The organism is Streptomyces hesseae (assembly GCF_031845785.1).
Lineage (GTDB): Bacteria > Actinomycetota > Actinomycetes > Streptomycetales > Streptomycetaceae > Streptomyces > Streptomyces hesseae.
This window is the reverse complement of the sequence record NZ_JAVRFI010000008.1, coordinates 143,291-168,509: the sequence shown is the minus strand read 5'-3', so window position 1 is coordinate 168,509 and position 25,219 is coordinate 143,291. Positions and strand designations below refer to the sequence as shown.

The following is a 25,219-nucleotide window of genomic DNA, read 5'->3' as shown; positions in this document are numbered from 1 at the left end:
CTGGACATGACCGTTGGCCGGTACTAGCGTCGCTCTTGGTCTAGACCGCAATCCACTCGGCTCACAGAACCCCCCACGTTCTCGAGGAGTGACGTATGCGCAAAAGGATCAGTGCGGCGATCATCGGCCTGAGCGTCGCCTGTATCTCCCTCGTCTCCACCGGAAGTGCCAACAGCCACGGCTACACCGACGCGCCCGCCAGCCGGCAGGTGTTCTGCGCCCAGGGCGCGGTGAGCGACTGCGGTGCGATCCAGTGGGAGCCCCAGTCCGTCGAGGGCCCCAAGGGCTTCCCGTCCCACGGCCCGTCCGACGGCACGCTCTGCGCCGGCGGCAACAGCCGCTTCGCCGAGCTCGACGACCCGCGCGGCGGGGAGTGGCCGGCCACCAAGGTCACGGCGGGGCAGGACTACTCGTTCCGCTGGAAGCTGACGGCCCGCCACGCCACCACGGACTTCCGCTACTACATCACCAACGACCACTACGACCCGAACCGGCCGCTCACCAGGTCCGACCTCGAACCCCAGCCGTTCCTGACCATCCCCTACGGCGGCCGGATCCCCGACGCCACGGTCACGCACCAGGGCACGCTCCCGGCGGGGAAGAGCGGCAAGCAGCTGGTCCTCGCCGTCTGGACCGTCGCCGACACGGGCAACGCGTTCTACGCCTGTTCGGACGTCCAGTTCTGACGGTCGCCGAGGCCTCATGGGGCCCGCCGTGGGGGTGCCCGTCCGCCGGGCACCCCCACGGCACCGCCGGGCTCACACGCCGGTGGTGCCGCCGGACCCTTCCGGACCGTCGTCGGCCCCGCCGGCCGGGCGCCGCAGCGCGAACCACGCCAGCGCGCCCGCCGCCACCAGCGCGAGCACGGCCAGCAGCGCGTAGTCCGGCACCGCGCCGCCCACCCGGGAGACCAGCTCCTCCAGGCGGAACTCCTGCTCGGCGTCGACGAGCCCCGGCAGCCCGGTCGTCCCGCCCCAGCCGAGGAAGAGCACCCCGATGGCGATGAAGAACAGGCCCGACACCAGCGAGGTGGTGTGCAGCCGCAGCCGGCCCAGGCGCAGCTCACGCCCGCGCAGCCAGCGCCGCTGCCCCAGCTTGAAGCGGTCCCAGAGCAGGGCCAGTACGAACAGCGGCAGCGCCATGCCCAGCGCGTAGACGGCGAGCATCGACGCCCCGTGGAGGGGGTCGCCGTCCACGGCCGTCACGGTCAGCACGGCGCCGAGGATCGGCCCCGCGCAGAAGCCGGCCAGTCCGTAGACACAGCCCAGGAGGAAGGTCGAGGCGGCCGTGCGGGGAGTGATCCGTCCCGCCGCCGCCTGCGCCTTCTTGGAGGCGAAGCCGAGGCCCACGATCTGGGCCGCGCCCAGGGCGATCACCACCCAGCCGCCGGCGGTGATCAGCAGATCGCGGTGGCCGTTGAAGAGCCGGCTGGCGGCGGTGGAGGCGGCCCCGAGGGGGACGAGCGTGGTGGCGAGCCCCAGGTAGAAGACGCCGGTGCGGGCGAGGAGCCTGGTGGGGGTCGCCAGGGAGTAGGCGAAGAACGCCGGCAGCAGCAGCGCGCTGCACGGGCTGACCAGGGCGAGGACGCCGCCGAGGAAGGCGGCGAGGTAGCCGATGTCGGTCACTTGCCCGACTTCCCGGCGGCCTCCTTGACCGCCTTCGCCTGGGCGATGGCGGCCTCGAACTCCTTCATCGGCTGGGCGCCCGCGAGCGGCCGGCCGCCGACGAGGAAGGAGGGGGTGCTCTGCACGCCGAGGGCGTAGCCCTCGTCCTGGTCCTTCTTCACCGCGGCCTCGGACTCGGCGCCGGACAGGTCCGCGCGGAACTTGTCGAGGTCCTTCACACCGGCCTTGCCGGCCATGTCGACGAGCTTGTCCTCGGCGAGCGCGTCGCCCTTGCGGAGCTTGGCGAAGACCTCGTCGTGGAACTGCCAGAAGCGGCCCTGCTGCCCGGCGGCCCAGGAGGCGCGGGCGGCGCGCTCGGAGTCCTTGCCGAAGATCGGGAAGTTGCGGAACTCGACGCGCAGGACGCCCGCGTCGACGTACTTCTTGACCAGCTCGGGCTGGGTCTCCCGGGTGAAGCGGCCGCAGTAGGAGCACTGGTAGTCGGCGTACTCGACCAGCACCACGGGGGCGTCGGCCTTGCCGATCGCGAGCGGGTCGCCGTCCTTGCGGCGGCTGGTGGCCTGCTCGAACTTGTCGTAGGTGGCCTGGTTGGGGTCGAAGGACGGCCCGGAGCCGGCGGCGGGCTTGTCCTTGCCGGAGCCGCCGGTGTTCTTGGCGATGGCGATGCCGGCGGCGACGACCGCCACGACGAGGGCGAGTACCGCGCCGATGGCCGCCAGGCGGCGGGAGGGCGTGGAGAGGCGTGCGGGACGTGCGGACATGAGGAGGGGACTCCCTGGGTCGTACGGAATCTGGGTATGCCGGAGCACGGCCCGGCGCGGGCCGTGGTCGGGCGGTCTAGATCCGTAGGACGGGGAGCAGCTCGGCGCGGTCGGCCGCCGTCACGGGCGGTGCCCTGGGGGCGGTGACCTGCGGGGCCCGGGCGCGGGGGAGCGCCGTGCGGGCGGTGCCGGGGGCGGTGAGCGGGTCGGCCTGGGTGTGCGCGACGGCGGCCTCGGCGCCCTTGAGGGGCGTGTCCTGCTGGCGGCAGCTGCCGCCGGTGTCCGTGACGTCGGTACGGGGCCGGAGCTCGGGGGAGACCGGGACGGCCGGGTGCCCGGCCCGGGCGGAGACGGCCGGGACGGAGCCGCTGCCCGTCGCGTACGCGGACGAGCCGGCGCCGCAGACGACCGGGCCGAAGAGGACCGCGAGGAGGAGCAGCAGCGCTGCGGCTGCCGTCGGGCGGCGGTGCTGCGGCACGTGCCCCCTCCTCCCTGTCCTGGCAGGCCTTGTCCTGGCCGGGCGCCCCGGAACCGGCGCCGGGGACGGCCTTCCATGCTACGGGCCGTCCGCCCTCCCGCGACCGCGCGTCCTTACGGCCGGCCGGGACGCGCGTCCGTACGCCCGCCGGATCACGCCCGGCCGGCGGCGATCGCGCGCAGGGCCGCGCGCTGGCCGAACCAGAGCAGGGAGACCGTGGTGGCGGCCATCACGACGGCGAAGCCGAGGTGGCCCCCGATCCCGGTCACGGCCAGGCCCGCCGCGCCGAGCGCCAGGTGGCTGCCGAGGCGCAGGGCGACCAGACCGAGGGCGATCTTGCGGGTGCCCTTGCCGCGCCACAGCCGCTTGGCCAGCTTCAGCCGGGAGCGCAGCACGGTCAGCGAGGCGACGAGGTTGACCAGGGCGAGGGCGCCGAGCACCCACAGGCTCTGCGGGTACGCCTTGAACAGGTCGTAGGCGGCCGACATCAGGCCCTCGAAGCAGAAGAACCAGGTGGGGAGAGGCTTGATCTCCTCGCCGGCCTCGACGGCGGTGCCGGTGGTGGTCGCTTCGGCGGCGGTGATGGTCTCGGTCGTCATGGGAAGAAGTCTTCCGGGGCGGGCGGAGCGCGGGCAGATCCGTGAATCACCGGCCGCCGATGACATAAGTCATCGGCCGTCCCGCCGGGGCCGTGGCATACGTCGAAGGCCCTCACCGCGTGGTGAGGGCCTTCGACTGTCTGTGCGCCGCCAGGGACTCGAACCCCGGACCCGCTGATTAAGAGTCAGCTGCTCTAACCAACTGAGCTAGCGGCGCCTGCTGACAGAGAGAACTCTACCCGATGTCCGGGGGTGCTCCGAACCATGGGTCACAGGGGCCCCTGCCGCCCCGTCCGTAGGGGGTCTCCGGGCCTCTAGAGGGCCAGGGAGAGCAGCATCGGGGCCGCGTGGCGGTTCAGGGTGTCCGCGGCCTCGCGCAGCCGGTGGGCGTGGCGGACCGGGAGCGAGAGCGCCAGCGAGCCCACCGAGCGCCCGGCGGACATCGGGACGGCGGCGCAGACCGTGCCCACGGCGTACTCCTGGAGGTCCAGGACGGGGACGGTCGAGGGCTGGGCGTCCAGCTTGCTGAAGAGGACCCGCTGGTTGGTGATCGTCTTGGAGGTGAGCCGGGCGGTCTGGTGCCGGGCGAGGTGGTCGCGCCGGTCGTCGTGGTCGAGCTGGGTCAGCAGGCACTTCCCGAGAGCCGTCGCGTGGGCGGCGGAGCGGAAGTCGACCCACTCGTGGACCTTGGGGGCGCGCGGTCCGTCCGCGTACTGCGTGATCCGGATCTCGCCGTCGATGTAGGCGCTGAGGTAGACGGCGGCGCCCAAGGTGTCGCGCAGCGTGGACAGCGAGCGCTGGAGCTTGCCCTCCAGGGCGGCCGCGCGGTCGCCGCTCGCGCTCAGCAGGACCAGTGAGGTGCCGGTGACGTAGCCGCCGTCGCCGGTCAGCTCCACGTACTCCTCGCGGTGGAGCATCGCCAGCAGATGGGCGAGTCGTCCCATGGGCAGCGCCGTCTCGCGGGCGATCTGGGCCTGGCTGACGCCACCGGCGTACTTGGCGACCGTCTCCAGCACGCGCAGGGCGCACTGCGCCGAGTACAGCGGTGCGGTCGGCTCGGGGCTGAGCGCCACGGTCTCCCCCTTGGGTTACTTGCGGGTGTACCGCTCTCCACGGTAACGGCGAAACCGACCGCCGGGAGAGGGAGTTGACGAGAATCGCCACGGCGGCCGTTTTGATGGTCCTGCCCGCCGCGACCTTGGCATATGCCGGTGTCCCGGGACAGTCCGGTCGCGAACGGCGGAATAAGCGGAGATGTTCTCCGGTTGCTGCTGGTCGGAGCGCCGCGAGCGCTCCGGACCGAGGCAGTCAACCAGGGAGGCGGGCCACCGTGGCCGACGTACAGGACGACATCATCCGGGCGAAACCCCTCGGCAGCGCGCCCGTTGCCCTGTCCGTACTGGATCTCGCGACCGTCGGCAGCGGCCGGACCGCGCGGCAGGCCCTGGGCACCACGGTCGAGCTGGCCCGGCTCGCCGAGCGACGCGGCTACCACCGCTTCTGGGTCGCCGAGCACCACTCCATGCCCGGCGTCGCCAGCTCCTCCCCGGCCGTCATCCTGGCCCACCTCGCGGCCCACACCGACCGCATCCGCCTCGGCTCGGGCGGAGTGATGCTGCCCAACCACGCGCCGCTGGTGATCGCCGAGCAGTTCGGCACCCTGGAGGCCCTCGCCCCGGGGCGCGTCGATCTGGGCCTGGGACGCGCGCCCGGCACGGACGGCGCCACCGCCGCCGCGCTGCGCCGACAGGACCGGCTCGCGGAGGGGGCGGACGACTTCCCCGAGCAACTGGCCGAACTGACCCGCTTCCTGGACGACGACTTCCCCCAGGGCCACCGCTACGCCCGGATCCACGCCATCCCCGGGCCCGTCCAGGGACGGGTGCCGGGCGGGGTGCAGCGCGCCGACCGGCCCTCGGTCTGGCTGCTGGGCTCCTCCGGCTTCAGCGCCCGCCTGGCCGGGCTGCTCGGCCTGCCGTTCTCCTTCGCGCACCACTTCTCGTCGGCCCATACGCTCCCCGCGCTGGAGCTCTACCGCGAGTCCTTCCGGCCCTCCGCCGTCCTCGACCGCCCCTACGCCAAGATCGGCGTCCAGGCGCTCGCCGCGGACGACCCCAAGGAGGCCCGCCGCCAGGTCCTCACCGGCGCGGTGTCGATGCTGCGCCTGCGCACCGGCCGGCCGGGCCTGATCCCGTCGCCGGAGGAGGCGGAGTCCACCGCGCTCGGCCTGGCCGAGCAGGAGTTCGTCGCCGACTGGCTGCGAAACGTGGTCTTCGGCACACCGGACGAGGTACGCGAGGGCCTGGACGCGCTGGCCAAGCGGACGGGCGTGGACGAGCTGATGATCACAGCCAACACCCACACCCCGGAGACCCGGCTGCGCAGCTACGGACTGATAGCCGACGCGTACGACTTCCCCACGGGTGCGTCAGGGGTGTGAACGCGCGGGGTCCCGGGGGCGGAGCCCCCGGGCCTCAAGGGCGTACGCCTGTACTGAGGAGCGCCGAGATCCGGTCCGCCGGCACGGGCCGGGAGTAGAACCACCCCTGGCCCGTGTCGCAGCCGATCCGCCCCAGCCGCTCCGCCTGCTCCGCGCTCTCCACGCACTCCGCCGTCACCGTGAGCCCCAGGCGGTGGGCCAGTTGCACCAGCGCCTCGACGATCGTCTCGTCGGCGGGGTTGGGGTGCTCCTCGGCGCGGAAGCCGTGGACGAAGGAACCGTCGAGCTTGAGGGTGGAGACGGGCAGCCGGCTGAGGTAGGCGAGGTTGGAGTAGCCGGTGCCGAAGTCGTCGATGGCGATGGCGACGCCCATGTCGCGCAGCGCCTGGAGCTGCTGGAGCGGCCGGCCGGCCGAGCCCATCACCGCCGACTCGGTGAGCTCCAGCTGGAGCAGCCGCGCCGGCAGCCCGGTCTCGGCGAGGATCCCGGCGACGTCCGCGACCAGGTCGGAGTCCCACACCTGACGTACCGCCACATTGACGCTGACCACGAGCGGTTCGCCGGGGTGGTCGAGCTGCCAGCGGCGCGCCTGGCGGCACGCGGTCGCGAGGATCCAGCGGCCGAGCGGCACGATGGCGCCGGTCTCCTCGGCCAGTCCGATGAACCGATTCGGCGCGAGCGTCCCGTACTGCGGGTGACGCCAGCGCACCAGCGCCTCCACCCCCCGTACGACACCGTCGCCGAGCCCCACCAGCGGCTGGTACTGGAGGACGAACTCCCCCCGCTCCACGGCCGGCCGCAAGGTGTTGGACAGCGCCTGCCGGGTCATCCGGTGGGCGTTGCGCTCGGGGTCGAAGAGCGTCCAGCGGGCCTTGCCGTCGGCCTTGGCCCAGTAGAGCGTGGTGTCCGCGGCCTGCATCAGCTCGGTCGCGTGCGTCCCCGCGGCCGGGCGCTCGACGACGCCGATGCTCGCCGACACCGCCAGCCGCTGCCCCGCCACCTCGAACGGGCGGGTGAGCGCCGCCTGGACGGCCGCCGCCAGGTCGACCAGTTGCTCCGTGCCCGCCGACTCCTCGACCAGCAGCGCGAACTCGTCCCCGCCCAGGCGGGCCACCAGATGCCCGTCCGGGGCCGCGCACTCCATCAGCCGCCGGGCGACCGCGCCCAGCAGCAGGTCCCCGGCCCGGTGGCCGAGGGTGTCGTTGACCGCCTTGAAACCGTCGAGGTCGAGATAGCAGAGCCCGATCCGCCCGCTGCGGGGGCGGCCGCCGCGCGATACGCCATCGGGGTGCGGCAGGGCGTCGGGGTGCGGCAGGGCGTCCGGAGGCGGTACGCCCTCCGGGCGGGGCGCGTCGCCCGGACGGGGCATGGCGGACGGACGGGGCATGGCGGCCGGGGGGATCGCGGTGGCCGCCAGGGCGGCGGCCAGGCGTTCGAAGAACAGGCTCCGGTTGGGCAGCCCGGTCACTGGGTCGTGCATCCGCAGATGCCGCAACCGGGCGCGCAGATCGCGCCGGTCGGTGATGTCGGCCATCGACAGCAGCGCGTCGTGGGTCTCCGGCAGTGAGGTGACCGTCACCTCGGCCCACATCTCCCGCCCGCCGGGCCGTCTGAGCCTGCGGGTGCAGTGCAGCCGGTCGCGGCGGCCGAGCAGGACCTCGCGATAGGCGCTCCACACACGGGGGTCCTCGCGCAGTCCGGCGAGTTCGGCGGCGGGGGAGTCCCTCAGCAGATCCGCGTCGGCGCCCAGGAGCGCGCCCAGGGCGTCGTTGGCGGTGCGTACGAGGCCGTCGTCGCCGACGACGGCCATACCGAGCTGTGCGGCCCGGAAGGCGGCGCGGAATTCGTCCAGCGTGACATCCGGCGTGACATCCGAACCGTTCGAACCATTCGAAGCGCCATCCGAAATGGCATGACGTTGCGTGACGACTGGCGGCGTGGGGTCGGGCGGACCGCCATGGCCGTCGAGTGTTCCGCTCAACGCTCGCTCCCGCGTGACAGTGGTTCCGCACGGGGTCCGTGCGGGGAGTCGTATGGCTCGTACGCGTGGTGGAAAAGACGGCAAATCGCCGTCTGTAGGGGGATTCCGTGCTGGAAGTGTGGCGAGCATAGAGCCCGCGCAGGGACCGTTCCAGCGGCCCGGCCGCGAGGGGTGGAGCCGTCGGCTTGGGTCCGACCGTTTCTGTCCGTCCATGCGCGTCCGCGCACACTCACGCCTGAGGCTGGATGGTTGCGTCTAGTCGATTGACCGTCAGTGACTGAGTGTGATGTACCCAGAAGTCGGCTTAGTCACTCGACTGGGGTAGTGAAACGGGGCATAACACCGCAAATAACAAGAGGGTGGGTGAGGTCTCCCGATTCCGTCCCCGGAGGTCGACGTGGTGCGTCCGCTGACACCCATGGGAGTGGACCGGCCGCGGCCGCGCCGCGTGGAACGGTCCCGGCTGCGCCGCGTGGGCGCGGTGCTCACCTGCCTGTGCGCGATCGCCACGACCGTGGTCGCCGGGCCGGCGCACGCCGCGGGACCAGGCGGTCCCTGTGCGCTGCCCCGCAGCCAGGCCCACCACTCGGAGGGCCTCGACACCTGGAATCCGGACTACCCCCGGCCGGTCGGGCGGCTCGACGCCGTGATGGTCTTCCTGTCCTTCCCGGACTCCAAGCCCTTCGTCACCCCCGACCGGCTCGCCGCCGACCACTTCCCCGGCACCTCCCGCTTCTTCGAGCGTGCCTCCTATGGACGGTTCACCCTCCGCGTCCACCCGCTGAAGAAGTGGTTCCGGATGCCCCGTCCCTCGGGCGACTACCACATACAGCGCGACTGGGACGGGGAGCAGCGCTCCGCCTATCTGCGGGACGCCATCGCCGCCGTCGACAAGGAGGTCGACTTCCGGCGCTACAACCTCGTCTATCTGGTCGCCGACCCCGACGCCCCCGGTGTGGACTCCGACGCGACCAAGGTCGTCAACCTCGAGGAGCCCATCTCCGTCGACGGCACCGAGCTGCGCCGGGTGGTCACGGTCTTCGAGCACCATCCACCGGACCGCAACGTCCTCGCGCACGAGACCGGTCACGTCCTCGACCTGCCTGACCTCTACCACCGGCCGACCGACGGCAAGGGCGACTGGGACACCCATGTGGGCGACTGGGACATCATGGGCAGCCAGTTCGGGCTCGCCTCGGAACCCTTCGGCTGGCACAAGTGGAAGCTGGGCTGGCTGGCCCCGCGCCAGGTGGACTGCGTCAGCGGCCCCGGCACCACCGTGCACACCGTCGCGCCGCTGGAGTCCCCCATGCACCCGGGCCTGGACGCCCGCACCCGCATGGTGGTGGTCCGTACCGGGGTGACCAGCGCGATCGTCGTCGAGGCGCGCAGCGCGACCGGCAATGACTCGGGCACCTGCACCGAGGGCGTCCTCGTCTACCGGGTGCGCAGCGACACCGCCTCGGGCGGTGGGCCCATCCAGGTGCTGGACGGCCATCCGGGCGGGCACGCCTGCTGGGGCGAGTCCGTCTATCCACCGCTGGCGGACGCGCCCCTGGGGGCGGGGGAGACCCTGGAGGCGGACGGGGTGCGGGTGGAGACGCGTGGGCACATGGCGACCGGGGCGTGGACGGTCCGGGTGACCCGGGGCTGATCCCGCGTCGTCCGTCATACGCCGAAGGCCCTCACCGTGTGGTGAGGGCCTTCGACCGTCTGTGCGCCGCCAGGGACTCGAACCCCGGACCCGCTGATTAAGAGTCAGCTGCTCTAACCAACTGAGCTAGCGGCGCCTGCTGACGTGGAAGACTTTAGCACCCCGATCCGGTGTAAAGAAAATCCGTATGTTTTAGCCCCCGGTGGAGATGGGTAAGGCACTCGCCCGGGCGGCCCGGACACAGGCCCAGAGCAGGGCGTCGGCGCCGGGTAGCCGGGGACGGCGCACCTCGGGGGCGATCAGCCAGCGGGCGACGGTCGGCGTGGGCTCGCTCCCCTCAAGCGGGGGGTAGAGCGGGGGGACGGTCACGGCGTCACCCGTGCCGTAGCAGAGCAGCGGGGGAGCCGTACGGTCCCGGCGGCCCCACTCCTCCCAGGCCAGCAGCGCGGGCAGCCGCTGGGCCGTGCCGGGCGCCGCGAACAGCAGCAGCCTGCCGCGCTGGGCCGCCACCGGCCCGGAACCGGGGCCGCCGGGCGACCACAGCCGGGCCAGTATCCGGCGGCCGAAGAGCGCCGGGGCGTCGATCACGTCGAACACCTTGCCGCAGGGGAGCGCGACCGGGGCCATGGGGTCGTCGGCCCACAGGGCGTGCACCTCGTGCGGCGCTCTGCCGGCGGACGCGAGCCAGTCGGCCCCGGCCAGGGTGACGAAGGCGGGGACGGGCGGCGCCCAGGAGGGGGAGGGCGCGGGTGCGGGCGAGGGGACGGGCGTGGGCCGGTGGCGGACGGGGCGCGGGTCGTACGGCCGGGAGCTCATGGCCCCATGCTCCTGGCAGGACGGGGGGCCGTCCGGGGTAGTTCCGGGAAACCGGGACAGGGGCGGAAGCGGTGCGCTACCTTATGCGCCGCATATGCCAACGGCCCATGATCGAGGACCATGGGCCGTCCGGTCGTGGGCCGGTCAGTCGGCCTGGACGCTGCCGCGCAGCAGGTCACGGCCGAACTCGACCATCTTCTTCGTGTAGTCCTCGCTCCACTCCGCCCGCTCGGCGATCACCGCCGTCGGCAGTCTGTCGAAGCGCCGGGGATCGGCGAGCTGAGCCGCCGCCACCGCCTGGAACTCCGTCGCCCGGTCCGCTGCCGCGCGGAAGGCCAGGGCCAGCTCGGTGGAGCGGGCCAGCAGCTCACGCGGGTCCTCGATCGATTCGAGGTCGAAGAAGTGCTCGGGGTCGGCGACGGCCTCGGGTGGCTCGAAGAGCAGCTGCGCGGGCTTCAGGCGGCGCGGGCCCTCACCGCCCCGCGCCCCGGGAGCCTGCTTCGGCTCGCACATGTACATACCTCCAGAATCGTCTGCACCGTCATCCATTGTCCTGCCGCGCGCAAGTGCGCCCCCGCCCCGCCCCGGCCCCACGGCCCGCCCCGCACCACCCGGCGGCGCCGGTGGGCAGCGCCGATGGGCAAGCCCGGCGGTACCGGCTCACGGCCGCCAGGGGACGCGGTGCTCGGCCAGATGCGCCCACACCGCGTGATTCGCCTCCCAGCCATCGGGGAACTTCACCGTCACCCCCAGCCGTACCGGCTCCGTCGACGGGTGCTCGTCCAGCAGGCGGTCGACGCCGGCGCGGCTCACCACGACGCACGCGTGCCGGTGCCGTGAGGCCAGCACGCACAGGCGGCCCGTCTCCAGGTGGAACTCCGTCGCGTCCGGGCGCCCCGACAGCGGGTGGAGCACGACCGTGACGTCGAACTCACGGCCCTGGAGCCGGTTCGCCGTATCCACTGTCACCCCGGTCACCCCCTGTTCCGCAAGGGCCGCCCGTACCGCCGCGGCCTGGTCGCGGTGGGCCGTGCCCACCGCGATCCGGTCCGCGGTCAGTGGCGCCGGATCCGGCGAACGCTCGCTGGTCACGGCCCCGCCCCGGTCCAGCATCCGGCGGACGACCAGCGCCACCGCGCCCACCGCCTCCGGGTCCGTACGCGGCGTGTGCCGCGCGGGCAGCTCCAGCAGGCCCCAGCCCGACTCGGCCGCCTCGTCCAGCACCCGGTCCGGGCCCGAGCCGTCGGAGGGCACGCCGAAGGACAGCAGCCGGTCGCCGTGGTCCGTGCCGCTGCGGAACGGGGTGTACGGGTAGAAGGCCGCCGACACCAGCGGCGCCGCCGACGCCGGCAGCCGCCACGACACCGGCAGCCGGTGCTGCGGCAGCCCCGGATTGTGGGCGAGCAGCGTGCTCACGGCGCTTGCCGACGGGTCGTACGACAGCCCCGCCCACTGCTCCGCCCCCACCACGCTGAACGGGTCCAGCTGGCCCGGGTCGCCCACGAACAGCGCCCGCTCGAACAGCCCCGCCACCGCCAGGAGCGCGTCCGAGCGCATCTGGTATGCCTCGTCGACGATCGCGTGGCCCCAGGGCTCGGCCACCTTGGTGTGCGCCCACTTCGCCGCCGTGGAGACCACCACGTCCAGCCCGGCCAGGTCCGCCGCCTTCGCGGAGGTCACGACCGAGTCGAGCGCGTCGAGCGCCGGGTCGTAGGGGTGGCGCTCATTGCTGTGCAGCCGGCCCACCGGCAGTCCGGGGTCCTGCTCGGCCAGTCGCAGCACCAGGTCGTCGACCTGGGCGTTGGTCTGCGCGACGATCATCAGCGGGCGGCCGGCGGCGGCCAGCTCGCGGGCCGCCCGCACCACCAGCGTCGACTTGCCCGCGCCGGGCGGCGAGTCCACCACGACACCGCGGTGCGGGCCGTGCAGCGTGTCGCGCAGGATCGCGTCCGTGGCCGCCGCGGCCGCCGCGGCGGGGTCGAAGGCGCGCTTGCGCGCCAGGGGAACGGTCACAGCAGGTCCTCCGCGGTCACCGGGTCGGGAGCCTCGGCCGGGCCCTCGGCGGGCGGGCCGCCATGGGTCCAGGGCGTCCGCTCGGGATCGGGCAGCTCGGGGCCGCCCCGGGGCGCGTGCTCGAACAGGGTCCAGCACACCCGGTCGCCCGCCTCGGGCACGGAACCCGCGTCGGGCACCTTGCCACGCCCCATGCCACCGGTCAGCCGCACGGTGAGGGTGCCGGGGCCGTACGCCACGAACTCGGCGGACTGCGTCTTGCCGTCCGGCAGGGCGCGGTGGAGCGCGACGCCCTCCGCGAGATGCGGGGTGTCGGCCGTACGGACGGTCACCAGCGGGCGCGGACGCGGGACCTTCGCTTCCGTGTACTCCATCACCGCCTCGGCGACCTCCCCCGCGAACGCCTCCCCGGCCAGCCGCCGGCCCGCCATCACCAGCGGATCGTCCAGCGCCTCCTGGGCGTCGAGCTGCGACTGCGCGGTCTCGCGGGAGGCGAGCTTGCGCGCGGCCGTGACCGCGTCGTCCCGCCGGGGCTGCGGCGGCTCCCCGGCGCGTACGCGGTCGCGGTGGGCGGTGTACGACCAGCGGTCGCGCTTCCAGCGCTCGGCGACCCGCGCGCCTTCCGGCAGCGTCCGCAGCAGGTCGACGCCGTGCCAGACGGCGTCCCAGGTGGGGCGCAACTGCGTCGCCAGTAGCTCGCCGATCTCGCTCTCGGCGGCGGCCAGCTCGTCCCGGGCGGGCGCGAACCGGTGCGCCGTCGCCTCCAGGACGGCCGCGCGGGCCCGGTCGTAGCGGGCGACGGCGGGGGCCAGCCGCTTGTTGTCGAAGACCGGGTCCGTGGCGGGGCCGGCGGGCGGGTGGACCAGGAGCCCGTCCGGCCCGCGCTCCAGCTCCACGCGCAGCGCCGCCTCCGGGGCCGGCACGCCGTGCGGCGGGTCGATCCAGGCCAGCAGGGAGCCGAGGTGCTGGTCCTCCAGCACGCTCTGGCCCGTCGCCCAGTGCCGGCCCAGCGCCTGGGTCATCGCCAGCAGCAGCGACGACCCGGGCACCCGGGCACGCTCCCCGAAGTGCGTCAGCCAGCGCCCCAGCATCGGCACGCGCGGCGGCGCGGGATGCGGCGCGTCCGGATCCTGCTCGGCGGTGCGCCGGAAGCGCATGGACCGGCCGAGCAGCCGGACGTACTCCACGCCCGCCGCGCCCGGCACCAGCAGCTGCGGGGCGTCCGCGCACAGCTCGACCTCGACGGGCACCTTCTTCCCGGTGCCGGGGTCGGTCTCCTTGCGCTGCTCCAGCTCGACGGCGTCGCCGAACTCCTCGAAGTACGGCAGGAGCACGTCGGCGAGCCCGGCGAGGAACGCGGACCGCAGATCCCTGTCGCGCGGCTGCGCCACGAACAACAGCCGGGGCGCGTCCCGCTCCGTCCCCACCATCGCCCCGAGCGGCGCACCGGCCTCACCGGCGGTCGTCAACGGCACGAAGACACAAGGCCGCTCGGCCACATACCGATGCCGCACGGTGACGACCGGCCGAGCCCGCCCGTCCCGCACGGCTTCCATCCGCGCGAGGGTACCGATCAGCGACATGCGGTGACCTCCTTCCGGTGGCCCGCCCCCGTCGGCGCGCTCCCGTCGGCCGAGGCCTGCGCCAGCGTCTCCGAACGGAGCGCGGCGGCGCGGCGGAGGGCCGCGACCGCCGGGTCGTCGGGGGAGCCCGCCTCACCCGACGCGGCGGCGAGGACCGACGCGACGGTGGTCAGACCTCCGAGCTCCGCGCGGACGCCGCGCCCCAGGGTCTGGACCGAATCCGCCGCACGAGCCCGGGCCCGGCAGTGGAAGGCCAGCTCGCACGCCGCGAGGCACTCCGGCGCGTACGCCGCCGCGACCGCGTCCAGCGCCTCGGCCAGCTCGCCGGCGGGCCGGGTCGGGGTGCGGCCGTCGTCGGACGGGCACAGATCGAAGGTCGTGCCCTCCGGGAGCCCGGCGGCGATCTCCGCCACGCCCGTCAGCCGCTCCAGCTGACGGCGCGTGGTGGCCAGCGGCTTGCGGAGGTCGACGAGGGCGGCGTCCGGCAGGTTGGAGAAGTCCTTCGGGCAGACCAGCAGGGCCTGGTCGCGCACCGCCGCGCCCTTTGCGACCCGCTCGGCCACGGCCTCGAGCGCCAGCGCGTACACCGCCGCCTGCCGGGCGGCCGCGCCGACCTTCGTCGCGTCGGCGGAACCGTCGATCATCGCGAAGGACTTGATCTCGACGACCGTCCAGCCGCCGTCGGGATGGACGACGATCGCGTCCGGCTCCAGATGGGCCGGCGTCCCAGCGACGGGCAGCGCCAGCAGGGGGTGGTCCAGCACGGCCCACCGCCCGGCGGCGGTCGCCTCGCGCAGGGCGAGGGCCGTACGCGCCGTACGGCCCTCAAGGCCGGTGGCGGAGAGATCGGGGGTGTCCACGGAGCCCGGGCCGGGCTCGGGGGAGCCGTCGGCCAGCCGCTCGTGGAGCAGGCGGACGAGCTCCGCGCCGCCGTCGGCCTTGGCGCGGGCCTCGAAGGAATGGCCGCGCACGAACGCGAACTGCGACTGCCCGAACGTCACCGGCGCGCCCACCGCCCGCGCCAGCGCCGCCTTGTCGACCCCCGCCCCGTCGAGCAGGGCGCGGCGGTGACAGCCGGGATTGGCGGCGAGCGCCGCGAGCGCGCGGGCGTCGAGCGGGACGGGCGCGACGGAGGGGCCGCGCAGCTCAGCGAGCCGCTGTCGCAGCGCCGTCGGTGCGGCTGTCCCCGGCCCCGTCCCGGGCCGGCTGTCGGGGGATCTGATCACTGGCGTCCGCCTCGCGAAGTCTCTCCGGCGCCCCCGGGCGAACCCGGGACGGCGCAGTACCCGCTGTACCCGCCGAAGTCTCGCACCCGGCACTGACATTCGCCGTTGCCACGGCCATTTCCGCAGGTACGGGGGGCGTCGCAGGTACGGAAGGCGCCGCCGGGACGAGGCGGGCGCGGATCCGGTCGGCGAGCCGCAGCGCCGGGCGGGAGAGCAGGAAGCCCGCGCCCATCACGGCGGCGCCGGCGACGGCGTCGAGGAGGTAGTGGTTGGCGGTGCCCATCACCACGAGGGTGATCGCCAGCGGATAGGCGACACCCGCGACCTTGGTCCAGGTCCTGCGGCCCTGCGCCCAGAGCACGACCCCGCACCACAGGGCCCAGCCCACGTGGAGGCTCGGCATGGCCGCGTACTGGTTGGTCAGCCCGCCCAGGCCACGAGGGGCGCTGGCGTCGCCGCCCCACCAGCCGTACTCGGAGTACTGCCGCATCGTGTCGACGAAACCGAAGGACGGGTCGAGGAGGCGGGGCGGGCAGGTGGGCAGAAGGGTGAAACCGATGAGACCGATGAGCGTGGAGATCATCAGCCAGGTGCGCATCCGGCGGTAGTGGTCGGGGCGTCGCCTGAAGAGCCAGATCAGAAGCGCGGGGGTGAGGAGGTAGTGGAGGGCCGCGTAGGCGAAATCGGCGGGTATGCCTATCGCGGAGTGCTCGGTGAACAGCCGGTTGAGCGAGGGCTCGATGTCTATCCGGAACGTTTTTTCAAGATCGAGTATCGCCGCGCCATGATCCATGGCGGACTGCACATCGCCTCTGACCAGCAGCCGCCCGGCCGAGTAGAGCCCGTACACCACGGCTATGAGTGGCAGTTCGGTCCACCAGCGCGGCCGCTTCCCCAATGGTGCGGTGTACATCCGGACGCTCTCCATGTGTTCAGGCGGCCAATAAGCGCAATATGCAACCGTACGACGTACGCCACATCTCTCGCACACCGCCCCGTGGGTCCACCCGAACCCCGAGGTGTGGGGGTGGAGACGCCGGTAGTGGCCGGAGGGTTGCCCGTTGGTGAAGTGAGTGATGATGGAGAGCGAAACTCACCCGGGCCCGAGGTGACCGATTTCACGCCTTTCGCCCGGGTTCGCGATCATCACCGCACGCACCTCGTAAGGACTCTCGCCATGGCACCGCGCATCCTGCTGGCCCGGCACGGACAGACGGAGTGGTCGCTGTCCGGCAAGCACACCGGCCGTACGGACATCCCCCTCCTCGACGAGGGGCGGCGCGGCGCCAAGCTGCTGGGCGAGCGGCTGCACCGCGCCCCGTGGCAGGGCCTGCCGGACGTGGAGATCCGGACGAGCCCCCTCGTCCGCGCCAAGGAGACCTGCGAGCTGGCCGGCTTCGGTGACCGGGCCACCGAATGGGACGCGCTGATGGAGTGGGACTACGGCGCCTACGAGGGCATGACCCCCGCCGAGATCAAGGCGGGCCGCCCCGACTGGCTGATCTGGCGCGACGGCGTCCCGGAGGGCGAGACCCGGGCGGAGGTCGCCGCCCGCGCGGACGAGGTCGTGGAGTGGGCCCGCTCGGCCGACCGCGACGTGCTCGTCTTCGCCCACGGCCACATCCTGCGGACCATCGCCGCCCGCTGGATGGGCGAGGACATCTTCTTCGGCTCCCGCATTCGCCTCGACCCGACCTCCCTGTCCATCCTGGGCTGGGCGTACGGGGCGCCGGCGATCGAGCGCTGGAACGACACGGGTCACCTCGCCTGACGGCTCGGTGGGCTCACCGGGCGCGCCCCCTGTGGGCGGTGCCGAACGACCTCGCCCCCGGGGCCACCCTCAAGCGGGCCGCACGGCCTCGTGGCGGGCCAGAAAGCCCGACACCGCCGCGTTTGACGCGTGACGGCGCAACATACGGGCGGTCGACGACAGCATCGTCCTGATGCGGGCCGACTGGACCTGGTCCAGCAGTCCCAGCACCTTCTCCCCGGCCGAGGCCGCCTCGTCCGGGGAACCGCCACGGGCCAGGTCGCCCGCCAGTTGCGCGGTGTATAGCGCGATGTTCCGGGCGAAGTGCGGGTCCTGGAGCGCGACCGCCCGTTCCGCGTGGTCCGCCGCGCGGCGCCAGTCGCCGAGGGCGGACCAGCACTGGGCCTCCAGGCCCTCCAGCTCCGCCTCGCCGAAGAAGGTCATCCACTCCGGGTCGGCCTCCGTCGCGCCACGGCCGAAGAGCGTCCGGGCCCGCACCAGCGCCTCCTCGGCCGCCGGCCGGTCGCCCAGCCGCGCCCAGCCGCCCGCCTCCCGCAGGGTCAGCAGGGACATCAGCCGTGCCGACCCCAGCTGCCGGCCCGCCCGCTGCGCGGCCTGCGCGGCGCGGATCGCCTCGCGGGGGCGGGCCGCGTCCCGGGCGAGGAAGGCCATGTTGCAGAAGGCGTGGGTCTCCAGCGCCGGGTCCCCGGCCACGCGCGCGGTGGCCAGGGCCTCCGCGTAGTGGGAACGGGCGTCGGCGAAGCGGCCGGAGTCGTGCGCCAGCCAGCCCACGGAGATCGCCAGTTCGCCCGCGCCGGAGTGCAGCCGGTCGGCCACCGACCGCCGTCTGGTCTCCGCGTCCAGCAGCTCGTACGCCGCCTTCAGGGGGCGCGCGGCGCGCCGGTAGAGCCCGTCCGCGCCGTGCCGGTCGTCGAGCAGCCGGATGTGCCGCACCGCCTGTTCGACGGCGGCGGCCTCGGTCTCTCCCGCGTGGCGCCGGTGGGTCCCGCGCGGGCCGGCGCCCAGGGAGGTGGCGGCCACGGCGGCCGTACCGGAGGTCATGAACGCGCGACGCAACACGTCGCTCTCCTCGCTGCTCTCGGTGGAGCTCTCCGCCGCACCGGAGGAGGTACGGCTTTCGGCGGGGCTCTCGGATAGACCGGGCGGCGCGGAGCCCTTCTTGCGCGCCCCCCTGCCACGCACGGTCTCGCGGGGTGCGAAGCCCATGTCCGCCGGCTCACGACCGGGGAACATGTGCCGGAACACTCGCTCGTAGGCGTAGTTGGGGCAGCGGATCTCCCCGGACTCCACACGCCCGATGTAGCGCGCGTCGCACGAGACGTGTTCGCCGATCTCCCGGGCCGCACGACGCACGGCGGCCGCGAATTCCCCTGGTGAACGCGGCCCGCGCAACTGCCGGAACGCGAGGTTCGGACGGGGTGACGAGGACGCGTGGGGCGACGCCATGGCCGGACCCTCTCCTGGCGAGCCGCCCCGACGGGCAACCCGCGGGGCGGGCGGCTGTGCTTGCCGTGTGGCGTGATGACCGTACCGGCTGTGGCGATTCCACTACATCCGGTTTGACTACAAAACGGATATCCCACCTGCCATCCGCCATGAACTGCCATCCTTTGCGGCGGCATGGCGCCGTAGCCGTTGACGCGTCCACGCGTTGTTCCCGAAGAGCGCGAGCGCGCTCGGCGTGGATCCCGACCTGGACACAGGCGCGGCGTGAGGAGGGGTTTCCCGTGGTGGAGGCCGGAGTGGACATCGGCGGCTCGCGGACGACGGCTCTGCACCAGCCGCTCCAGGACCACAGCACGTCCCCGTATCCGCCGCGGACCGGCACGGACGGCGCCGAGGGACGGCCCTGCGACCTGGTCACGGTCCCCGCGCGCCAGGGCCTGGAGGCCGTCGACATCCTGCGGCTGCGCGACGGAGTGGGCCCTGTCCTCCACGACGGCGACTGCGACACCCTCGGCTTCCTCGTCCCGCCCGGCACGGCCGACGGCTGGGACCTGCCCGGCAGCGCCTGCACCCAGACCTACGGCCGCGGTCTGCGGACGGGCGTCGCCGAGCCCCCCGTCAACGGCACGGGCTGGCTGGTCGCCCCCGACGCCGCCTACGCCTCCGCCACCGACCCCGCCGTGCTGCGCGCCGCCCTCGGCGAGGCCGCCCGCACCATCGAGGCCGTCGACCGCTGCCGCTGAGCGCTCCGCCGGAAGTCCAGTACGCCATCCGCGGGTGCGTCGTGGCCGGTCGCGCGGTTCCCCGCGCCCCTTCGGGGCGCCTTGGCGCCCCGGCCGGGCCCACCGCCCGCACGGGCGATACTGGAGGGGTGGCGAAGGGCAAGCAGAAGCAAGGGCGCGGACGCGCCGCGGAATCGATATCCGCGCAGGTGGCGGGCGGTCTCGCGGAGCTCGTCCCCGACCGCGACCGGCCCCGTGGCAGCACCCTGCTGATAGACGGGGCCCCGCAGTCCCATGTCGACCTGGACGACCCCGCGTATCTGGACTTCTCCTACCAGCGGCGGCTCGGCCACATCGCCGACCTCGTCGCACCGCCCGGCAAGCCCGTCCAGGTCGTCCACCTGGGCGGTGGCGCCTTCACCCTCGCCCGGTACATCGCCGCCACCCGGCCCCGCTCCACCCAGCAGATCGTCGAGATAGACGCGCCCCTGGTCCAGTTCATACGGACCGAGCTGCCGCTGGAGACGGGCTGGCGCATCCGGGTGCGCGGCACCGACGCCCGGGAAGGGCTCGCCAGGATCCCGGACGGCTGGGCGGACCTGATCATCGCCGACGTCTTCAGCGGCGCCCGCACCCCCGCCCACCTCACCAGCACGGAATTCGTCACCGACGTACGGCGCGCCCTGCGCCCCGGCGGCCACTACGCCGCGAACCTCGCCGACGGCCCGCCCCTCGCCCACCTCAAGGCCCAGATAGCGACCGTCCGCACCGTCTTCCCCGAGCTGTGCCTGACCGCCGACCCGGCGGTGCTGCGCGGCCGGCGCTTCGGCAACGCCGTGCTGCTGGCCTCCGACCGTGAACTGCCCGTCGCCGAGCTCACCCGCCGGGCGGCCACCGACCCCCACCAGGGCCGGGTCGAACACGGCCGCGCGCTCCTCGACTTCACCGGTGGCGCCGTGCCCGTCACCGACGCGAGCGCCCGCCCCTCGCCCGCCCCGCCGCCCTCCGTCTTCAGCTGATGGGCAGCCGGCCCGTCCGCGCCAGCCGCGCGTACCACCGCGCGCTGGACTTGGGCGTCCGGGCCAGGGTGGCGTAGTCCACATACACCGCGCCGAAGCGCTTGCTGTAGCCGTACGCCCACTCGAAGTTGTCCAGCAGCGACCAGAGGAAGTAGCCCCGGACGTCGGCGCCGTCGCCGAGGGCCCGCAGCACGGCCTCGAGGTGGGCGTGGAGATAGGCGATCCGCTCGGGGTCGTCGACCGTGCCGTCGGCACCGGGCTTGTCGTCGTAGGCGGCGCCGTTCTCGGTGACGATCAACGGCAGCCCCGGGGCCTCCCGGGCGAACCGCGTCAGCAGGTCGTACAGGCCGGTGGGGTCGACGGCCCAGTCCATCGCGGTGAGCTTGCCCGGCGGCCGGTGGAAGGCCACACCACCGGCGCCCGGCCAGGGAGAAGCTTCCCCTCCGCCGTGGCCGTCGGCACGCGGCGGGGGATTGTCAGTGGCGGCTGATACGACTGTGGGTGCGTAGTAGTTGATGCCCAGCGCGTCGAGGGGGTGCCGGATGACGTCCGTGTCGTCACCGCGTACGAACGACCAGTCCGTGATGGCCGCCGTGTCGGCGAGGAGGTCCTCGGGGTACGCCCCGCGCAGCATGGGCCCGGTGAAGATACGGGTGGCCAGGGCGTCCACCCGCCGCGCCGCGTCCTGATCCCCGGGCGAGGCCGTACGGGCCCGTACGGCCGCGGGGTTGAGCGCCACGGACAGCCGGGCCCCCGGGGGCAGCACGGTACGCAGCGCCCGGGCGCCGAGGCCGTGCGCCAGATTGAGATGGTGCGCGGCCCGCAGCGCGCCCTCGTCGTCCGTACGGCCCGGGGCGTGCACCCCGGCCGCGTAGCCCAGGAAGGCGCTGCACCAGGGCTCGTTCAAGGTGGTCCACAGCTCGACGCGGTCGCCCAGCGCCTCGCCGACGAGCCGGGCGTAGTCGGCGAAGCGGTGGGCGGTGTCGCGCTCGGGCCAGCCGCCCGCGTCCTCCAGCTCCTGCGGCAGGTCCCAGTGATAGAGCGTCAGCACCGGGCGGATGCCATGGGCGAGGAGGTCGTCGACGAGCGCACGGTAGAAGTCGAGCCCGCGTGGCGAGGCCGGGCCCCGGCCGGTGGGCTGGACCCGGGGCCACGAGACGGAGAAGCGGTACGCGCCCAGGCCCAGCTCCGCCATGAGACGGACGTCCTCGGCGCGGCGGTGGTAGTGGTCCGTCGCCGTGTCCCCGGTGTCACCGCCGAGCACCCGCCCCGGCGCCCGGCAGAAGGTGTCCCAGATGGAGGGGGTGCGGCCGTCCTCGGCGGCCGCGCCCTCGACCTGGTAGGCGGCGGTCGCGGCGCCGAAGAGGAAGCCGGGCGGGAAGTCCACGGTCATGTCGCACGCTCCGGAAGGAAAGGAGAGAACGGTGGGGGAGTCAGCCCTTGAGCGCGCCGCGCATGATGCCGCCGACGATCTGCCGGCCGAAGAACGTGAAGGCCAGCAGCAGCGGCAGCGTGCCCAGCAGCGCCCCGGCCATCACCACGGCCTGGTCGGGGACATAGCCGCGGCCGAGCCCGGTGAGGGCCACCTGCACGGTCGGGTTCTCCTGCGTCAGCGCGATGACGGGCCAGAAGAAGTCGTTCCACGCCTGGACGAAGGAGAGCAGCCCCAGCACGGCCATCGCGGGCCGGGCGACGGGGAAGACCACGTGCCACACCACGCGCACACTGCTCGCCCCGTCCACACGGGCCGCCTCGATCAGCTCGTCGGGCAGCGCCTCGACGAGGTACTGCCGCATGAAGAACACCCCGAAGGCGCTCACCAGCGCCGGCAGGACGACGGCCCGCAGCTGGTCGGTCCACCCCAGCCGCGCCACGATCATGAAGAGGGGGACGACGCTCAGCTGCGGCGGCACCATCATCGTGCCGACCGTCAGCAGGAGCAGCGCCCGCCGGAAGCGGAACCGCAGCTTGGCGAAGGCGAAGCCGGCGATCGTGCAGAAGAGCACCGTGCCCAGCGCCACCGTCCCGGCGACCAGCGAGGTGTTGGCGAGGGCGAGTCCCATCCGGGCGTCGGTCCACGCCGTGCCGAGATTGGTGAGCAGCCTGCCGCCGAACCACAGCGGCGGCGGGGTGTGCGCCAGCCGGGCGCTGTCCCCGGAGGCGGCCACCGCCGTCCACACGAGCGGGAAGAGCGAGCCGGCGGTGAAGAGCGCCAGGACGGCGTAGGTGACGGGTCCCGCGCGCAGCTGCCGCCCGGCGAGCCGCGCCGCCGGGCCCCGCGGTCCGCCGATGCCGGTACCGATGCCGGTGGTCACGTCGCCCCCTCACCGGTCCTTCCCCAGCCACCGCGCGAGCAGCGCGTTCACGGCGGCGATCAGCAGCAGGAGCAGGAACATCGTCCAGGCGACGGCCGAGGCGCGCCCCAGGTGGTAGTTGAACCAGCCCTGTTCGTAGAGATAGAGCCCCAGGGTCTGGAACTGGTGCGAGGCGCCGCCCTTCTGGCCGCCCGCCCCGCCGAACAGCAGGGGCTCGCCGAAGAGCTGGGTCGCCCCGATGGTGGAGACGACGACCGTGAAGAGGATCGTCGGCCGCAGCGCCGGCACGGTGATGTGGAGGAACTGCCGTGCGCGCGAGGCGCCGTCGAGCGCCGCCGATTCGTAGAGCTCGTCGGGCACGGCCTGCATGGCGGCCAGATAGATCAGCGCGTTGTAGCCCGTCCACCGCCAGATCACGATCGAGGAGACCGCGCACCGCGAGCTCCAGGTGCCGTTCTGCCAGTCGACCGGCCCAATGCCCACGGCCTCCAGTGCCCAGTTCACCATCCCGTAGTCCCGCCCGTAGAACAGGACGAAGACGAGCGTGGCGGCGGCGACCGATGTGGCGTACGGGGTCAGCAGCGCGACCCGCCAGAAGGTGGCGGCGCGCAGCCGGTAGTGGAGGAGGTGCGCCAGGCCCAGCGCCATCAGCAGCTGGGGCACGGTCGACAGGACACCGATGGTGAAGGTGTTGCGCAGCGCGTTCCAGAAGAAGTCGTTGCCGAGCAGCCGGGCGTAGTTGGTCAGGCCCGCCCACTCCATGCGGTCGGGGGACGTCAGCTCCACGCGGTGCAGCGAGGTCCATCCGGTGTAGAGGAGGGGGAAGAGCCCGAACGCGGCGAAGAACAGGAAGAACGGGGCGACGAAGACGTAGGGGCTGTAGCGGAGGTCCCAGCGGTGGAGGCGGCCGCGTGGGTCGTCCCTGCCGCGCCGCCGGTCCCCGGGGGCACTGGCCGCGCCCTCGACGACCGTGGTCGTGGCCGTCATTCGTCCACCGCGTTGTCGATCTCCCGCTGTGCGGCCCGCCAGCCGTCCCGGGGCGATCTGCCCTGCTGTTCGACCTGGGGGATGCCGACCTCGGTGAACGCGAGCCCGATCTGCTGTTCGCGCGGCCCGAAGAACAGCGTCGGGACGTGCCGGGCCGCCTCCGTGAAGATCCGCCCGATGGGCGCGTCGCCGAAGTAGGGATTGCGCGCGTCCCTGACCTCCGGCATGGCGTACGAGGCCGGGGTGGAGGGGATGCCCGCCTGCCGTTCGAACAGCTTGGCCTGCTGGGCGGGGGCGGTCAGCCAGACCGCGAGGTCGATCGCGGCGGTCCGGTGCCGGGCGGCTCTGGGGACGCCGATGAAGGAGCCGCCCCAGTTGGCCGGCCGGGGCGCGGCGGCCACGTCCCACTGGCCCCGGCCCGCCGGGCCCGACTTCTCCTTGATGTAGCCGAGCATCCAGGGCGGGCAGGCGACGGTGGCGAAGCGGCCGTTGGCGTACGCCTGGTCCCAGGGCTTCTCGAACTGTTTGAGCCGGGCCGTCAGCCCGTCCCGGGCGGCCCGCGTCGCCAGGTCCCAGGAGGCCCGGACGGCGGGGCCGTTCCGGTAGCGGGGGCGGCCCCCGCGGTCGTAGTAGCGCTCGGGGTAGCCGTGCACGGCGGCGTTGTAGAGCCCGGCCGCCGAGTCGGTGAAGACCGTGCCCGCCGGGGCCCGGCGGCGGTAGGCCCGGCCGGCCTCCAGATAGCGCCGCCAGTCCCCGGCCCACAGCCGGCCGACCGCCTCCCGGTCCGTGGGGAGCCCGGCGCTCCGGAAGAGATCCTTCCGGTAGCAGACGGCGATCGGCCCGATGTCCGTGCCGAGGCCGATGGTCCGGCCGTCGGGGGTGGTGGCCTGCGCCCACTTCCAGGAGAGCCAGTCGCCCCGGTGGACGCCCTTCGCGCGGGACAGGTCCTCGAAGAGGTCGCCCCGCGCGGTGGCGAGCTCATGGACGTTGGCGACCTCCATGGCCTGGATGTCGGCGAGGCCGCTGCCTGCCGCGAGGTGGGTGAGGAGCTGGGGGTAGTAGGCCTCGTTCCGGTCGATCACGGTTTCCTTGATCGTGACGCCCGGGTGGAGCCGTTCGTACTCCACATAGAGGCCGGCCTGTTTATAGCCGAAGACACCGAAGGTGCCGATGGTGATCGTGGTCCGCCGGGCACTCCGGGCGTCCCCGTCCTCGCCGTCGCGGGCACAGCCGTCGAGCAGGCTCACTCCGAGGACGAGGACGGCGGCGACGACGAACAGCAGGATCCGTCGGCGGTAGGGGCCGTTCGACCAGGCGGTCACGACTGGAGGACGACGACGTTCTCCGCCTGCGGCCCCTTCTGTCCCGGGGTGACGTCGTACTCGACCCTGTCGTTCTCGTGCAGCTCCTTGAACCCGGTGCCCTGGACGGCGGAGAAGTGGACGAACACGTCCGGGCCTCCGTCGTCCTGGGTGATGAAGCCGAATCCCTTTTCGGCGTTGAACCACTTCACTGTGCCTTGTGCCATCGGTCATGACCCTTCGTCCGGTACCGGCACATCAGCTTTGCCCGGACAGAGGGCCGACGTCTCCCGACCGCCCCCTGTGTCACCCCTGAGGACTACAAAACGAAAAGGTCCCGGTCCGCTTGCGCGGACCGGGACCTCCCGATCAGGGTGAGTAACGGGACTCGAACCCGCGACATCCTGGACCACAACCAGGTGCTCTACCAGCTGAGCTATACCCACCACGTCCGGCGTTTGTTTCCGTGTTTCCCACCGGCC

General features: G+C 73.4%; 24 protein-coding genes and 3 tRNA genes. 6 read left to right on the top strand and 21 right to left on the bottom strand.

Annotated features, from left to right (window positions below):
- Window positions 1-95 precede the first annotated feature (95 nt).
- Window positions 96-686: a lytic polysaccharide monooxygenase auxiliary activity family 9 protein gene (locus tag RM609_RS15370; RefSeq protein WP_311611281.1), complete on the top strand. Its 591-nt coding sequence runs from the start codon at window positions 96-98 to the stop codon at window positions 684-686.
- Window positions 687-758: 72 nt separating this feature from the next.
- On the opposite strand, the gene RM609_RS15365 is transcribed toward RM609_RS15370, so the two are convergent.
- The 6 genes from RM609_RS15365 to RM609_RS15340 all read right to left on the bottom strand — a co-directional run bounded on the left by RM609_RS15365 (window position 759) and on the right by RM609_RS15340 (window position 4,536).
- A complete protein-coding gene (locus tag RM609_RS15365) occupies window positions 759-1,625 on the bottom strand; it encodes a cytochrome c biogenesis CcdA family protein (protein WP_311611280.1) in 867 nt (288 codons plus the stop codon).
- Window positions 1,622-2,386 carry a DsbA family protein gene (locus RM609_RS15360; protein WP_311611278.1) on the bottom strand — a complete coding sequence of 255 codons (765 nt, stop codon included), beginning with the start codon at window positions 2,384-2,386 and terminating at the stop codon, window positions 1,622-1,624. The genes RM609_RS15365 and RM609_RS15360 overlap by 4 nt, the downstream gene beginning before the upstream one ends.
- A 76-nt stretch (window positions 2,387-2,462) precedes the next feature.
- On the bottom strand, window positions 2,463-2,864 hold the full coding sequence (locus tag RM609_RS15355) for a hypothetical protein (RefSeq protein WP_311611276.1): 402 nt from the start codon (window positions 2,862-2,864) through the stop codon (window positions 2,463-2,465).
- A gap of 152 nt (window positions 2,865-3,016) precedes the next feature.
- Window positions 3,017-3,463 carry a hypothetical protein gene (locus RM609_RS15350; RefSeq protein ID WP_311611275.1) on the bottom strand — a complete coding sequence of 149 codons (447 nt, stop codon included), beginning with the start codon at window positions 3,461-3,463 and terminating at the stop codon, window positions 3,017-3,019.
- Window positions 3,464-3,606: 143 nt separating this feature from the next.
- Window positions 3,607-3,680, bottom strand: a tRNA-Lys gene (locus RM609_RS15345).
- Between the two features lie 97 nt (window positions 3,681-3,777).
- Window positions 3,778-4,536, bottom strand: coding sequence for an IclR family transcriptional regulator (locus tag RM609_RS15340; RefSeq protein WP_311611273.1), 759 nt, complete (start codon window positions 4,534-4,536; stop codon window positions 3,778-3,780).
- Between the two features lie 257 nt (window positions 4,537-4,793).
- Between RM609_RS15340 and RM609_RS15335 the strand changes: the two genes are divergently transcribed.
- The gene (locus RM609_RS15335) at window positions 4,794-5,903 is read left to right on the top strand and encodes an LLM class flavin-dependent oxidoreductase (protein WP_311611272.1); all 1,110 of its coding nucleotides are present in this window, start codon (window positions 4,794-4,796) and stop codon (window positions 5,901-5,903) included.
- 34 nt (window positions 5,904-5,937) lie between these two features.
- On the opposite strand, the gene RM609_RS15330 is transcribed toward RM609_RS15335, so the two are convergent.
- Window positions 5,938-7,884 carry a putative bifunctional diguanylate cyclase/phosphodiesterase gene (locus RM609_RS15330; protein WP_438828441.1) on the bottom strand — a complete coding sequence of 649 codons (1,947 nt, stop codon included), beginning with the start codon at window positions 7,882-7,884 and terminating at the stop codon, window positions 5,938-5,940.
- Between the two features lie 418 nt (window positions 7,885-8,302).
- On the opposite strand from RM609_RS15330, the gene RM609_RS15325 reads away from it, so the two are divergent.
- On the top strand, window positions 8,303-9,538 hold the full coding sequence (locus tag RM609_RS15325; protein WP_311611446.1) for a M6 family metalloprotease domain-containing protein: 1,236 nt from the start codon (window positions 8,303-8,305) through the stop codon (window positions 9,536-9,538).
- A gap of 62 nt (window positions 9,539-9,600) precedes the next feature.
- Here RM609_RS15325 and RM609_RS15320 read toward each other — a convergent pair.
- The 7 genes from RM609_RS15320 to RM609_RS15290 all read right to left on the bottom strand — a co-directional run bounded on the left by RM609_RS15320 (window position 9,601) and on the right by RM609_RS15290 (window position 16,089).
- Window positions 9,601-9,674: transfer RNA gene (locus tag RM609_RS15320), tRNA-Lys, on the bottom strand.
- Between the two features lie 56 nt (window positions 9,675-9,730).
- Window positions 9,731-10,354: a bifunctional DNA primase/polymerase gene (locus tag RM609_RS15315; RefSeq protein WP_311611270.1), complete on the bottom strand. Its 624-nt coding sequence runs from the start codon at window positions 10,352-10,354 to the stop codon at window positions 9,731-9,733.
- 144 nt (window positions 10,355-10,498) lie between these two features.
- A complete protein-coding gene (locus RM609_RS15310) occupies window positions 10,499-10,867 on the bottom strand; it encodes a DUF8844 domain-containing protein (RefSeq protein WP_438828440.1) in 369 nt (122 codons plus the stop codon).
- Between the two features lie 147 nt (window positions 10,868-11,014).
- Window positions 11,015-12,367, bottom strand: a complete 1,353-nt coding sequence (locus RM609_RS15305; protein ID WP_311611266.1) for an AAA domain-containing protein — start codon at window positions 12,365-12,367, stop codon at window positions 11,015-11,017.
- Window positions 12,364-13,950 (bottom strand): hypothetical protein, encoded by a 1,587-nt coding sequence (locus tag RM609_RS15300; protein WP_311611265.1) that lies wholly within the window; start codon window positions 13,948-13,950, stop codon window positions 12,364-12,366. Before RM609_RS15300 ends, RM609_RS15305 begins: the two co-directional genes overlap by 4 nt.
- Entirely contained in the window at window positions 13,941-15,173 is a 1,233-nt protein-coding gene (locus RM609_RS15295) for a hypothetical protein (protein WP_311611445.1), read from the bottom strand. The genes RM609_RS15300 and RM609_RS15295 overlap by 10 nt, the downstream gene beginning before the upstream one ends.
- Entirely contained in the window at window positions 15,097-16,089 is a 993-nt protein-coding gene (locus RM609_RS15290; RefSeq protein WP_311611264.1) for a phosphatase PAP2 family protein, read from the bottom strand. Before RM609_RS15290 ends, RM609_RS15295 begins: the two co-directional genes overlap by 77 nt.
- 264 nt (window positions 16,090-16,353) lie before the next feature.
- Between RM609_RS15290 and RM609_RS15285 the strand changes: the two genes are divergently transcribed.
- Complete coding sequence (locus RM609_RS15285; protein WP_311611262.1) at window positions 16,354-16,947, top strand: histidine phosphatase family protein; 594 nt, start codon at window positions 16,354-16,356, stop codon at window positions 16,945-16,947.
- A 69-nt stretch (window positions 16,948-17,016) separates the two neighbouring features.
- On the opposite strand, the gene RM609_RS15280 is transcribed toward RM609_RS15285, so the two are convergent.
- Entirely contained in the window at window positions 17,017-18,393 is a 1,377-nt protein-coding gene (locus RM609_RS15280; protein ID WP_311611261.1) for an NsdA family TPR-like regulatory protein, read from the bottom strand.
- Window positions 18,394-18,677: 284 nt separating this feature from the next.
- Between RM609_RS15280 and RM609_RS15275 the strand changes: the two genes are divergently transcribed.
- Window positions 18,678-19,136 (top strand): hypothetical protein, encoded by a 459-nt coding sequence (locus RM609_RS15275; protein ID WP_438828449.1) that lies wholly within the window; start codon window positions 18,678-18,680, stop codon window positions 19,134-19,136.
- 128 nt (window positions 19,137-19,264) lie between these two features.
- Window positions 19,265-20,134, top strand: a complete 870-nt coding sequence (locus tag RM609_RS15270) for a spermidine synthase (RefSeq protein ID WP_311611259.1) — start codon at window positions 19,265-19,267, stop codon at window positions 20,132-20,134.
- On the opposite strand, the gene RM609_RS15265 is transcribed toward RM609_RS15270, so the two are convergent.
- From RM609_RS15265 to RM609_RS15240, 6 genes are all read right to left on the bottom strand, one after another.
- Window positions 20,127-21,527, bottom strand: coding sequence for a GH1 family beta-glucosidase (locus RM609_RS15265; protein WP_311611258.1), 1,401 nt, complete (start codon window positions 21,525-21,527; stop codon window positions 20,127-20,129). The genes RM609_RS15270 and RM609_RS15265 overlap by 8 nt on opposite strands.
- Before the next feature lie 40 nt (window positions 21,528-21,567).
- On the bottom strand, window positions 21,568-22,449 hold the full coding sequence (locus RM609_RS15260; protein ID WP_311611257.1) for a carbohydrate ABC transporter permease: 882 nt from the start codon (window positions 22,447-22,449) through the stop codon (window positions 21,568-21,570).
- A 9-nt stretch (window positions 22,450-22,458) separates the two neighbouring features.
- Complete coding sequence (locus RM609_RS15255) at window positions 22,459-23,436, bottom strand: carbohydrate ABC transporter permease (RefSeq protein ID WP_311611255.1); 978 nt, start codon at window positions 23,434-23,436, stop codon at window positions 22,459-22,461.
- The gene (locus RM609_RS15250; RefSeq protein WP_311611253.1) at window positions 23,433-24,758 is read right to left on the bottom strand and encodes an ABC transporter substrate-binding protein; all 1,326 of its coding nucleotides are present in this window, start codon (window positions 24,756-24,758) and stop codon (window positions 23,433-23,435) included. Before RM609_RS15250 ends, RM609_RS15255 begins: the two co-directional genes overlap by 4 nt.
- Window positions 24,755-24,964 carry a cold-shock protein gene (locus tag RM609_RS15245; RefSeq protein ID WP_311611251.1) on the bottom strand — a complete coding sequence of 70 codons (210 nt, stop codon included), beginning with the start codon at window positions 24,962-24,964 and terminating at the stop codon, window positions 24,755-24,757. The genes RM609_RS15250 and RM609_RS15245 overlap by 4 nt, the downstream gene beginning before the upstream one ends.
- Before the next feature lie 146 nt (window positions 24,965-25,110).
- Window positions 25,111-25,183: transfer RNA gene (locus tag RM609_RS15240), tRNA-His, on the bottom strand.
- Window positions 25,184-25,219: the final 36 nt, after the last annotated feature.